Annotated in this window: 11 protein-coding genes; 5 read left to right on the forward strand and 6 right to left on the reverse strand. The window is 46.3% G+C overall.

Annotated elements, in window-relative coordinates; genetic code table 11:
- Positions 1-15 precede the first annotated feature (15 nt).
- Positions 16-963 carry an aldo/keto reductase gene (locus K2Y22_12970; GenBank protein ID MBX9879365.1) on the forward strand — a complete coding sequence of 316 codons (948 nt, stop codon included), beginning with the start codon at positions 16-18 and terminating at the stop codon, positions 961-963.
- A gap of 211 nt (positions 964-1,174) precedes the next feature.
- On the opposite strand, the gene K2Y22_12975 is transcribed toward K2Y22_12970, so the two are convergent.
- Together K2Y22_12975 and K2Y22_12980 are read right to left on the reverse strand one after the other, a co-directional pair.
- Entirely contained in the window at positions 1,175-2,722 is a 1,548-nt protein-coding gene (locus tag K2Y22_12975) for a DHA2 family efflux MFS transporter permease subunit (GenBank protein MBX9879366.1), read from the reverse strand.
- Between the two features lie 13 nt (positions 2,723-2,735).
- Entirely contained in the window at positions 2,736-4,073 is a 1,338-nt protein-coding gene (locus K2Y22_12980; GenBank protein MBX9879367.1) for an HlyD family secretion protein, read from the reverse strand.
- A 192-nt stretch (positions 4,074-4,265) separates the two neighbouring features.
- On the opposite strand from K2Y22_12980, the gene K2Y22_12985 reads away from it, so the two are divergent.
- Positions 4,266-4,892 carry a TetR/AcrR family transcriptional regulator gene (locus K2Y22_12985; GenBank protein ID MBX9879368.1) on the forward strand — a complete coding sequence of 209 codons (627 nt, stop codon included), beginning with the start codon at positions 4,266-4,268 and terminating at the stop codon, positions 4,890-4,892.
- Positions 4,893-4,943: 51 nt separating this feature from the next.
- Here K2Y22_12985 and K2Y22_12990 read toward each other — a convergent pair whose 3' ends face one another.
- The 4 genes from K2Y22_12990 to K2Y22_13005 form a co-directional block, all read right to left on the reverse strand.
- The gene (locus K2Y22_12990) at positions 4,944-5,690 is read right to left on the reverse strand and encodes a succinate dehydrogenase/fumarate reductase iron-sulfur subunit (protein ID MBX9879369.1); all 747 of its coding nucleotides are present in this window, start codon (positions 5,688-5,690) and stop codon (positions 4,944-4,946) included.
- On the reverse strand, positions 5,683-7,503 hold the full coding sequence (locus K2Y22_12995) for a fumarate reductase/succinate dehydrogenase flavoprotein subunit (GenBank protein ID MBX9879370.1): 1,821 nt from the start codon (positions 7,501-7,503) through the stop codon (positions 5,683-5,685). The genes K2Y22_12990 and K2Y22_12995 overlap by 8 nt, the downstream gene beginning before the upstream one ends.
- Position 7,504: 1 nt before the next feature.
- Positions 7,505-8,284 carry a hypothetical protein gene (locus tag K2Y22_13000; GenBank protein MBX9879371.1) on the reverse strand — a complete coding sequence of 260 codons (780 nt, stop codon included), beginning with the start codon at positions 8,282-8,284 and terminating at the stop codon, positions 7,505-7,507.
- Between the two features lie 174 nt (positions 8,285-8,458).
- Positions 8,459-8,779, reverse strand: coding sequence for a TMEM14 family protein (locus K2Y22_13005; protein MBX9879372.1), 321 nt, complete (start codon positions 8,777-8,779; stop codon positions 8,459-8,461).
- Between the two features lie 313 nt (positions 8,780-9,092).
- Here K2Y22_13005 and K2Y22_13010 point away from each other — a divergent pair, with 313 nt between their 5' ends.
- From K2Y22_13010 to K2Y22_13020, 3 genes are read left to right on the forward strand one after another with little or no spacing between them, the layout of a single operon-like run.
- Positions 9,093-9,608 (forward strand): GNAT family N-acetyltransferase, encoded by a 516-nt coding sequence (locus K2Y22_13010; protein ID MBX9879373.1) that lies wholly within the window; start codon positions 9,093-9,095, stop codon positions 9,606-9,608.
- Between the two features lie 13 nt (positions 9,609-9,621).
- Positions 9,622-10,485, forward strand: a complete 864-nt coding sequence (locus tag K2Y22_13015; GenBank protein MBX9879374.1) for an alpha/beta hydrolase — start codon at positions 9,622-9,624, stop codon at positions 10,483-10,485.
- A gap of 9 nt (positions 10,486-10,494) precedes the next feature.
- Positions 10,495-11,640, forward strand: coding sequence for a lysophospholipase (locus K2Y22_13020; protein ID MBX9879375.1), 1,146 nt, complete (start codon positions 10,495-10,497; stop codon positions 11,638-11,640).
- Positions 11,641-11,671 lie beyond the last annotated feature (31 nt).

The following is an 11,671-nucleotide window of genomic DNA, read 5'->3' on the forward strand; positions in this document are numbered from 1 at the left end:
GCTGGAGAATTACCAATGGAAATGAAACGACTCGGCGACTCGGATTTGAAAGTGTCACCGCTCATGTTTGGTGGCAATGTTTTCGGCTGGACAGCCAATGAGGCAATGTCCTTCAGATTGCTTGATGCTTGGGTCGATGCCGGTTTCAATTTTATAGACACAGCAGATTACTACTCGAGATTTGCTCCAGGCAATGTCGGTGGTGAATCGGAGACCATTCTTGGTAAATGGCTTAATCGCAACGGCAATAGAGACAAAGTGGTAATTGCCACCAAAGTAGGCATGGAAATGGGTCCAGGCAAAGAAGGACTATCCAAGCCTTACATAATGCGTGCAGTTGAAGATTCCTTGCACCGTCTAAATATTGATCACATCGATCTTTATCAATCGCACAAAGACGATCTGGAAACACCACTGGATGAAACACTGGAAGCATTTGGTGAATTAGTAAAACACGGCAAAGTGCGTTATATCGGTGGTTCCAACTACACACCGGAGCGTTTGAAGCTTGCGCTCAAGTTAAGCAAAGAACATGGCTATCCGAAATTCCAGACTCTACAACCACTCTACAATCTCTACGATCGCTCTCAATATGAAGGCGAGCTTGAATCTGTCTGCGTTGAAAATGGACTCGGCGTCATCAGCTACTACTCACTTGGAGCAGGATTTCTCGTCGGCAAATATCGAGACAAGCAAAGCGTCGATAAAAGCGCCAGGAAAATTCGCATTGAAAAATATTGGAACGAGCGCGGCTGGAAAATCTTAAAAGCATTGGATGATGTCGCCGCCAACCTAAATTCTACGCCAGGCAAAGTAGCGCTTGCCTGGGTGTTGGCACGACAAAGTATCACAGCACCTATTGTCAGTGCCACAAATCTAACCCAACTAAATGATCTGTTTGAAGCTACTTCGCTCACACTGGACAATGAGACAATGCAAACTCTAAACCAAGCCAGCGCCTAAATTCACTTTCCAATTGCTATGTTGGAAATGACCGTATTATGGTGGAAATGCGGGCTAATACAGCCAAGGACAGACTCCCAACTGCTCCTTGGCTTATCTCCCAAAGACAGCGGTGCAACGCCCCAAGCGCTCCCAACACCTCGCGCCTCTCCTTTTGGAATAGCCCGACCTCTGTAAAACAGCCCATAAGTCCTGTCTTACGCAAGTAAGATTAGTGAGCGGCCGTCTCCCCCAAATGGGACGGCCGTTTCAGTATGAAGACTGTGGCAAAGCAAAGCGCAATGGTAATTCCCATAACTAGAAACGCTTCGTTAAAAGCCATAACAAAAGACTCTTTACGCACAATGCTGTCGATAAGTCTCAGCGCCTGGTCATATGCCGTTGCCGCATCCGCACCTCGAGTAAGGAACATCTGCGTTAATTGATTTAACCTATCTTGCACTTGCGGTGCTGCCAGCGAAATGGATTCACCAATACGTGACGAATGGAAGTGTTCTCTTTGAGTAAGGAATGTTGAGATAAGGGCAATTCCAATTGAGCCGCCGAGGTTGCGCATCATGTTGAATAGAGCGGAAGCTGAACCTACCTGTTCAATTTCAATGCCGCCGGTAGTTATTGTCGAAAGCGGAACCATAATTAGAGGTTGACCAATAGCTCGAACAAGCAACGAAGCAATTAATTGGGGACCTGCATGATCGTGAGTCATAAAAGCATTCATCAACGAGCTTATCGCAAATAGGAGTAAGCCGGAGCCAAGCAATAAACGAGGATCAAAACGTTTCATCAAGATAGGCACCAATGGAATAATGAGTAGTTGCGGCAACCCCATCCAGACAAGAACTTGTCCTATCTGCAAAGAGTCATAGTTTTGAATTTGTGTTAAATAAACAGGCAATAGATACACAGACCCATAAAGACCAAACCCAAGTATTACATTTGCCACGCTGCCGATTCCAAAATTGCGTCGAGCAAGCAATCTCAAGTTGACTAATGGTTGTTTAGTTCGTAGCTCATGTATTAGAAATACAGTCAACGACACGGCAGCAATTACAGCTAGTTTCACTATCAATTCGGAACCGAACCAGTCTTTGCGATTGCCTTCCTCAAGAACAATCTCCAACGCACCTAGACCTAGAGCCATGCTGGCAATACCAAGCCAATCACCACGCTTCAGCTCGCTGAATTGTATTGCCTCTTTTGGCAAAGCCCAAAGAAGTATAGCTACCAGTATTGCTCCTGGAATTATGTTGAGATAGAAAATATACTGCCAGCTAAAAGTATCTGTTAGCCAGCCGCCAATGGCAGGTCCGATTGAAGGAGCAAAAGTTGCCGTCACGGAAAATATAGCCATGCCTACTGGACGTTTGCTCAAAGGCAAACTAGTCAAAATAATATTCAAGGCCATAGGAATTAGTGTGCCGCCTGTAAATCCTTGCAGCGCTCTAAACATAATCATTGAATTGAGATCCCATGCCCAAGCGCAGCACACTGAAAAGAGTATGAATAGACAAGCATTAGTTATTACGTATAAACGCGTTGAAAATATCCGAGACAACCACGGCGTCAAGGGAATAGTTATAACTTCGGCAACCAAGTACGAAGTGGCTATCCACGTACCCTCATCCAAGGTTGCACCCAGCGTGCCTTGAATATTTGCCAATGATGAATTGACAATTTGAATATCCAATACAGCCATAAATGCGCCGAGGGCAGCACCTAAAACGGCGAACCAGCTCTTAAGTGGGACATGATCTTCCATAATGCCACGTCCTCTAACGTACTTTGACGCTAGCAACAACCGACATTCCGGGGACTATCAGATTTTCAAAGCCTTGCAAACTGTCTCTCTTGAAGCGCACTTTCACAGGCACTCTCTGGACAATTTTTGTGAAATTGCCAGTGGCGTTATCCGGTGGCAGCAAAGCAAACGTCGCACCCGAGCCAGGAGCAATACTGTCGACAACGCCTTCAAATTTCTTGTGCGGGAAAGAATCGACCTTAATCTCAACAGATTCACCAGGACGCAATTTCTCAAGCTGAGTCTCTTTGAAGTTGGCAACAAGCCATACATCATCAGAGACCACAGTCATCAACTGTTGACCAGGCTGTACTCTCTGACCGGCTTCCACTGTTTTTCTGCCGACTCGACCATTTGTCGGTGAAACAATCCTTGTATAAGACAATTGCAACTGCGCGTCCGCTAGTTTTGCATTGGCCTCGGAAGTTGCCGATTGAGCAACTGCAAACTGACTTTCATTCACAGCTGTTTGCACGTGACTTGCTTTTGCCTGTTGCAATAAACCACCTGATTGCAAAATTTGCGCACGAGCTGAATTAACTGCATGCTCTGCTTCAGCTAATCGACTGCCTGTTTGACGCACTGCTTCCCTAGCGGCTTCTCTCGATGCTTTTGCTACCTCATAGTCTCGCACCGCTGCATCTCGATCGTGCAGAGAAACTGCGCCTTCATTGGCAAGCATGACAAATCTTTTGTAATCGGCTTCAGCGCGCACAACTTCTGCAGCTTTTGCGCTGTATTGAGCTTCAGCCTCTTTTATCGCCGCTCTGGCTGTTCCAACTGCCTGTTGTGATTGACTTAGCAAAGCTTTAGCACTATCTATCTGACCTTGAGCTTCTGTGGTTTTACCACCGGCAGAAATACTGGCAAGAGAGATGGCGCTTTGAGCTGCTTGCGCATTGTGCTCAGCAGTTTCAAGTGACGCCTGAGCTTGTTTGACTCGTACCTCAAAATCTTTCGGATCGAGAATCACCAAAGGCTGTCCGGCAACAACGTGCTCATTGTCATCAACAAGTACTCTTTCGACGGTGCCGTTTATCCGGCTGCTTATTTGGTGCAAATGACCTGTTGTGTAGGCATCGTCGGTTTGCTCATAGGTGAGAAAATAATTGACTGAGTTATAACCAACCACAAGTAGCGTAAGACTTGCAACCAAAATGACGGAACCAATCAACTTAGTTTTGGCAGAAAAACGACTGGCAATGGTGGACTTTCCCTCAGTTTGTTCAACCGGAGGCAGAAGACGGCAAAAGGCGCCAGCTTCCTTTGCTGTCTCCTTTTCCTTCATATATTTAAGTTCTGCCGGTGACATGACTAAATTCCCTCAAGCGAACTAACCATCTAGTTAGTTAATAGTATAAATCCGTTGGCTGCCTTTGTCAAGTTAGCCTATAATTAGCCGTAAGCCTCGCAAACTTCGGCTTCTCCGACCCCTTCTGAGTAGCCGCGAGAGATTTAATCAACTAACCGGTTGGTAATTGTAATTAAATCAAAGGAATCCATCATGTCTACAAAAGCCACGCGCGACCCCGAAGCTACACGCAACCGCATTCTCGATGCAGCCGAGCAGGAATTTGCCAAGGCTGGACTCTTGGGCGCCCGCACAGAAGCCATCGCTTCCAAGACGGCGGTCACCAAAGCCATGCTCTTTTATTACTTTGAGGACAAAGAGACTCTTTATAAAGCTGTCCTTGAACGAACATTTGCCAAACGGGTACGCGCAATGCAACGCATGGACATCAATGCCGCTAAGGCAGAAGATGCCCTGAGAAGCTTCGTACAGGTATTTCTAGAAGAAATTTCTGCCAGCACTCATATGGGTTCAATGTTTATCTACGAGAGCATTCAGAACAAAGGCAAGTACTACCAAGAAATTGCGATCGCTACACTCTATGCTCCCCTGGTGGCAATTATTCAACGAGGTGTGGCCAATGGTGAGTTTCGCAAGCTGGATCCGGTACATACTACGGTAAATATCATTGGTGTGTGTTCGTTCTATTTTCTCGTACGCGAGAATATGAAACATCTCTGGCATCCGACAGCAGATCTTTTAGATCCGGAAATGATTCAACAACACATAAGTGAAGCTATAGAATTTATTCTGGCAGGCGTTCGGCAAACTAATAAGTAGAAGCGCCTATTATTGACCAAATCTCACGGCGCTGTATCTATCCAGTTGTCTCTAAACCAGCTGTTTCTTTTTACCAAAGATTTTGTTCCAGATCATCATGACCGGATCATAAAACTCATCAACTACGCGTTCCTTGAGAGGAATGATGGCGTTGTCGGTGATGTGAATTTCTTCCGGACAAACTTCCGAACAACATTTTGTGATATTGCAGAAACCTATTCCTTCTTGGTCTTTGATGAATTCAGCGCGGTTCAATGTATCCATCGGGTGCATTTCGAGTCCGGCTGTTCTAACAAGGAAACGCGGTCCAAAAAACGCATCCTTGCGATCGTGGTCTCTCAGCACGTGACAAACGTCCTGGCAAAGGAAGCATTCAATACATTTGCGGAATTCCTGAACGCGCTCAATATCTTCCTGGTAAAAGGTCCAATCAGCATCAGGCGCCGGAGTAAATCCTGGAATGCGCTTATTTACTTCGTAATTCCAAGATACGTCTGTAACCAAATCTTTGATTACAGGGAATGTATGCAATGGTTCAACCCGAATTTCCTCGCCGTCAGCAAAGTGATCCATACGAGTTTTGCACATAAGACTCGGACGGCCGTTTACTTCAGCGCTGCAAGATCCGCATTTGGCGGCTTTGCAGTTCCAACGCACGGCAAGTTCAGGATCTTCATGGGCTTGGATGTAGTGTATGGCATCGAGAACTACCATGCCTTCTTCGATAGGCACCTTGTAGGTTTTAAATTCGCCCGTGTCCTTATCACCACGAAAAACGGATAGTGTCGCTTCACGCATGTGCAGGCTCCTTCTTAGCAAATAGTTTCTTCAAATCTTCAGGCATCTCATTTAACGGTGATTCTTTAAGAGCCATTTTGCCGCCCTCTAAAGAACTAGAGTAATTGAACTTGCCAAAATCAGCCTCTGTATTTGGATAATCGAGACGACTGTGAGCACCGCGACTTTCCTTTCTTAGCAGTGCAGCTTTAGCAATTGCCTGTGAGCAAATAAGCATCGTCTTCAAGTTCAAGGCAAGGTGCCAACCTGGATTAAACAGTTTGGTGCCTTGCGCTTTGGCATTATCGACTTCTGCTTGCAGTGCTTCCAATTCGGCAATTCCTTGTTTCAAGTCATTCTCTTCACGGAAGATGCCTACATACTTGCTCATGATTTCATGTAGCTTCGTTTGCACATCGTATGGATTCAAGCCGTTTGCGCGCTTGAATGGTGCTTCCAATTCTTCAATAGCTGCGGTGATATCAGCCTCATTGATCTTCGGTTGCCCGCCGATTTTCTTAGCAAATTCCGCGGCACCGGCTCCGGCACGTTGACCAAAGACTATCAAATCGGACAATGAATTTCCGCCCAGCCTATTAGAGCCATGCATGCCACCGGCAACTTCGCCTGCGGCAAATAAGCCCGGAACACGTGTACCGGCAGTGTCAGCATCAACGCGAATGCCACCCATGATGTAGTGCATTGTCGGTCCTACTTCCATAGGTCCGGCAGTGATATCTACATCAGCCAATTCCTTGAACTGGTGATACATACTGGGAAGCTTTTTCTTGACGCGCTCGGAATCTTGATAGCTGATATCCAAGAAAACGCCACCATGTGGTGAACCACGTCCTTCCTTTACTTCCGTGTAGATAGCGCGAGCTACGTTGTCTCTTGTGGATAATTCAGGTGGACGGCGATCATTTGTCTTTTCACCCTTCATTGCCGCATCAACCCAACGTTTCGCTTCTTCCTCGTCAGCAGCGTATTCATTACGCCTGTCTTCAGGCAGATATTTCCACATGAAGCGCTCGCCTTTGTTATTACGCAGAATTCCGCCTTCACCGCGCACAGCTTCTGTTACTAGAATTCCTCTCACGCCTGGCGGCCAGACCATGCCTGTTGGGTGGAATTGCACGAATTCCATGTCAATTAGATCAGCACCGGCCTCGTAAGCCAGACCTTGACCGTCACCTGTGTACTCCCATGAGTTCGACGTCACAGGGAAAGAACGACCAACACCGCCAGTTGCTAAAACTACTGCTTTAGCTTTGAACAATACATATCTGCCGTCTTGACGGAAATAGCCAAATGCTCCGGCAATTGTGTCGCCGTCTTTCAGCAATTTACTGATGGCGCATTCCATATAGACTTTGATACCCTGGTGCACGCCTTGATCTTGCAGAGTGCGGATCATCTCAAGACCGGTACGGTCACCGACGTGACAGAGTCGCTTATATGTATGACCACCAAAGGCGCGCTGCAGAATTTTGCCATTTTTGGTTCTGTCGAAGACAGCACCCCAGTGCTCAAGCTCGCGTACGCGATCAGGAGCTTCTTGCGCATGCAATTGAGCCATGCGCCAATTGTTGAGCATCTTACCGCCCATCATGGTGTCGCGGAAGTGTGTTTCCCAGCCATCAGCCGAGTCCACGTTACCTAGTGCAGCTGCTACACCGCCTTCAGCCATAACAGTATGCGCTTTACCCAAAAGCGACTTACAAACAAGACCTACAGACAAGCCCTTTGCCGAAGCTTCAATTGCCGCTCTCAGTCCGGCGCCACCAGCGCCGATAACCAGAACGTCATGTTCATGTGTTTCGTAATTTGCCATTTTAGAAAAGCCTTATATCAGTAAATAAACCGCTAGCAACAGAGCGCACGTAGAAGTCCGCAAAGCCAACTGAAAATAGCGAGCACCAAGCCCAGAACATGTGGTGTTCATTGAGCTTAGTCACCCTTTCCCAAATCTTGAAGCTTTGCTTAGACGTTGCCGAGCAAGAGAAGCAATCCAACCTTCCGCCTACCAAATGTCTCCATGCATGACAGCCGAAACTGTATAACGAAAGCAACATGACGTTTGCAACCAAAACTAAACTGCCGACGCCGACACCAAAGTGTCCGTCGAAATTGAAAGCAATAATTGCGTCATACCAGAGAAACGCCAGAACAATTGTCGCCAGATAAAAGAAATAGCGATGCAAATTTTGCAGTATGAAAGGGAAAGAGGTTTCACCACAATATTTCTCGCCACCGAAGTGACCGACAGAACATCCCGGCGGATCAGCAAAGTACGCTCTGTAATAAGCCTTGCGATAGTAATAGCAAGTAGCACGAAATCCTGCCGGTATCCAGAGAATAAATGCAGCAGGCGGTACATAAGGAATAATTGCCGCAGGCAACATCTTCACCAAATCAAGCATGAATTTGGGAGAGAAAAATGGCGACAAGTATGGTCCCCATTCGTAGTAGTTATTTTCAAATACACGAAAAGTTGCGTAGACGATAAACAAACCAAAACCAATTGCCACAAGCATTGGTTCAATCCACCACGCGTCACGTCTTGCCGTAACCCCAAAGCCCTCGGGTTTTACGACATCTTTTGTTGCTTCCATATTTCATTTCCCTTCAGCGAACAAATTTCGCGCGCAAAAACCGGAGCACTAAGCCAGTCCGCATTTAAACGCAATCAAATTATAGCTAAATGAAGATGCCAGGTGGGTTCGCTTACTGTTGTCAGCAAGGAACAAATAGGCGAATTCTCGTTAAGGCTTTGCTATCTGCGCAAGCTATGAACCAGTTACCGCCATGGTGATAACGACAACAGCAAGTGAACATAGTAGTATCAAAAGTCCAGCAGGCATAAATTTGCGGCTTTTCGTAAAACGAAAATAGAACATTACTGTAAGTAGAACCGACAAAACATCAGCAGTGATCAATGCTATCTTTGCATCTGTTTGACTCCACGTATAGCAGCCGGCTAACAGACCAGAACTAATTATTCCGGAGATTAGAGATGGCTTACTTTTGGCTTTTATAAAACCGATTATTCCACCTATAAATATGAATACGGCAAGAACGATCACCGTAAGTTTCGCTATCTCAACCACAATTACTCTCCGTTGTATCGAATTACAGTCATCCTGAGGAGCAGCACAGCTGCGACAAAGGATCTCGCTACTTAAGATACGAGATTCTTCGCATCGGCGCCAGCGCCTTTGCTCAGAATGACGTACAGGTGGTTGCAAATATGGTGGCACAATACATGCAAAGGGTGCGTTGCACGAATTTATCTGCAAGACACTATTCATGCCGATTTCGGATTATTTTTGTGTTATCATATGGCGGATTGAAGGTTATAATTCTTCCAAAGCAATATCTTTGGTGCCCCTTCAATATTGCTTCTAGATATAGAGGTGAACCATGACAAATTTAGTCTCAAGAAAAGCCGACCAGATTGTCATAAGAGAAGCAGCTGTAAGTGATTTAGCTGCAATAAATTGGATTTACAACTTCTGGGTTGGTCAATCAACCGCCAGTTTTGATACCAGAGAAATGGCCGAAGCTGAGCGTTGGAATTGGTTCAACGAACACGAAAGACAAGACTTGCCTGTTCTAGTTGCTGAAGCAAAAGGACAAGTCGTCGGCTGGATAAGCCTTTCCTACTATCATGCACGTTGCCGCGATACGGTAGAAGCATCCTTGTATATACATCCGCAGCATCGCAGCCGCGGTACAGGCAAAAAGCTCATGGCTGAACTCATGAAGCGTGCCGAGCAAAACAAGTATCACAGCGTGATAGTATTGATCTGTACTGAAAATTTAGCCAGTCTCAGATTGATTCGTGACTTCGCTTTTGAAAAAGTCGGCACTATTGCCGAAATGGGACGCAAATTTGATCGCTGGCTTGATATCGCAGTCTTCCAGAAAATCATTTAAAAGCGGCAAGATAATGAACCTATTGACCAAAACACCGTTAGCCGGACTAGCACTGGGAGCGTTGTATTTGGCACTATCGCCGCGTGTTGCAGTACCGGTCTATAAACCGGTACTGTTTCGTCCTGATAGATATCCCAACGGCGAATACCATCTTGAATCCTTGAGCGGGATTAAGCGCGAAGATGTATTTTTCCCTTCTACAAACGGCAAAACTTTGCATGGCTGGTTTTTTGAAACACCAGGCGCCGATAAAACTATTCTCTTCAGTCATGGCAACGGTGGTAATCTCGCCACGCGTACAGGCTTAGTGGGCGCACTTCTAGAGACCGGTGCTTCTGTGTTCATCTACGACTATCAAGGCTATGGTCGAAGTGAAGGTACACCAAACGTCAAACGCATTTGCCAGGACGGACTGTCCGCCTATCGCTTTTTGACTAAGGAAGTCGGCATTGATAGCCGCGACATCATCAATTACGGGGAATCACTTGGATCAGGTGTTGCTAGCTATCTAGCGCTGAATGTTCCAACGGCAGCTCTTGTTCTGCAGTCAGGTTTTTGTTCATTAGCTCGCATCGGTAAAGAACACGTTCCTTTGCTGCACGTATATCCGGATTGGCTATTTCCACAGCCGGCACTAAACAATTTAGCCACAGTCAGAGGCAAACACCAACCACTTCTGATTATTCACGGTATGAATGATGAGACGGTACCTTTTGCACACGGGCAAGAGTTGTTTGCTGAGGCAAGCGAGCCAAAACGCTTCGCCGTTTTGCCTAATGCAGGACACATCAACATGTATGAAGTTGATCGTCAGCTCTACATAAATGCAGTCAAAGAATTTCTAAATTCGCTTAGAGCGGCAACCGTTACCGTATAGGAAATAACAATGGATTCAAGTAAGAAAGCATTGATTCAATCAGTGTTGGCATTTTGTTTGGGCGCAGCACTCTGCATAATTGTCATGAATTTCCTTACGCCAAAGACGGCAAAAGACTCGAGCTCCGAAACGAATCGAGTAATAGAGACGACAAAGACCACACAACAAGTAACTCCTGAGAAAAAAACGGCCCCTGCCAAGCCGATTACAAAAGAACAAACCAAAATAACAAGTACAACCAAGGCAGTTAGTTCCGAGAAGACCACGCAAATAGCTTCAGTAACACTTCCGGCAGGTCCCATTGAGCAACCTCCCGCTGCTATTCGCGGTTCGATGAAACAAGTTGACTATGAAATACCAAGTAAATTTAGCTGCTGGATGTCTTCAGGCACCCCTATAAAAGGTGTTCTCATCTGCATACACGGGTTTGGCTTGTACAGCGAAGCCTTTCAGGCACTTGCCGATCGCGTTTGTCCAAAAGGATACGTTGCATATTCTGTCGACGCACGCGGATTCGGGCGATACATAAAGAAAGACAGGACGGCGGACTTTGAGGGTTCAGTTACCGACGTTGCTCAGCTTATACAACTCGTACACAAAACCTATCCTGGCAAACCGATTATCCTCATCGGTGAATCTATGGGCGGCGCAATAGCCATTCAAGCAGGTTCACAGCATCAAAACGAAATAGCGGGCATTATTGCGTCAGCACCAGGTGATGTCCGTTATAAGCAAGTCAAAATGGATTTGAAAGTAGGACCAAAATTACTCTTGAGTCCCAATAAGAAACGCGACTGGGGCGATGAACTGATGGAAATGGCTACATCGAACCCGAAACTTATCGCAAAGTGGCAGGCTGATCCACTTGTACGTCAGAAGCTAGCGCCAAAAGAGCTTCTCGGATTCCAGAAATTCATGGGCAATACGAGCGATTTCGCCAAGCAAATTCACACAACACCGATACTCTTTTTGCATGGCGGACATGACAAATTGACCAAGGTAAAAGGAACTATCGAGCTATACAACGATGTTCCGTCTTCCAAGAAAGACCTGTTCATCCTCGGACAAAAGGACCATGTCATGCTTGAAGAGGGTCAGTTCGACGACACAACAATTCGTCTACTCGAGACCTGGTTAGCCAACGCCCCGAGATAGCATAAGGGCGCATGCAATGCGCCCCTACGTA

Source organism: Candidatus Obscuribacterales bacterium (genome assembly GCA_019744775.1).
In the GTDB taxonomy this organism is placed as follows: Bacteria; Cyanobacteriota; Vampirovibrionia; order Obscuribacterales; family Obscuribacteraceae; genus SBAT01.

Bases quoted from the DNA above. Each gene is read 5' to 3' on its own strand.
- K2Y22_12970 (MBX9879365.1), top strand. From the start codon at position 16: ATGGAAATGAAACGACTCGGCGACTCGGATTTGAAAGTGTCACCGCTC.
- K2Y22_12975 (MBX9879366.1), bottom strand. From the start codon at position 2,722: ATGGAAGATCATGTCCCACTTAAGAGCTGGTTCGCCGTTTTAGGTGCT.
- K2Y22_12980 (MBX9879367.1), bottom strand. From the start codon at position 4,073: ATGTCACCGGCAGAACTTAAATATATGAAGGAAAAGGAGACAGCAAAG.
- K2Y22_12985 (MBX9879368.1), top strand. From the start codon at position 4,266: ATGTCTACAAAAGCCACGCGCGACCCCGAAGCTACACGCAACCGCATT.
- K2Y22_12990 (MBX9879369.1), bottom strand. From the start codon at position 5,690: ATGCGTGAAGCGACACTATCCGTTTTTCGTGGTGATAAGGACACGGGC.
- K2Y22_12995 (MBX9879370.1), bottom strand. From the start codon at position 7,503: ATGGCAAATTACGAAACACATGAACATGACGTTCTGGTTATCGGCGCT.
- K2Y22_13000 (MBX9879371.1), bottom strand. From the start codon at position 8,284: ATGGAAGCAACAAAAGATGTCGTAAAACCCGAGGGCTTTGGGGTTACG.
- K2Y22_13010 (MBX9879373.1), top strand. From the start codon at position 9,093: ATGACAAATTTAGTCTCAAGAAAAGCCGACCAGATTGTCATAAGAGAA.
- K2Y22_13015 (MBX9879374.1), top strand. From the start codon at position 9,622: ATGAACCTATTGACCAAAACACCGTTAGCCGGACTAGCACTGGGAGCG.
- K2Y22_13020 (MBX9879375.1), top strand. From the start codon at position 10,495: ATGGATTCAAGTAAGAAAGCATTGATTCAATCAGTGTTGGCATTTTGT.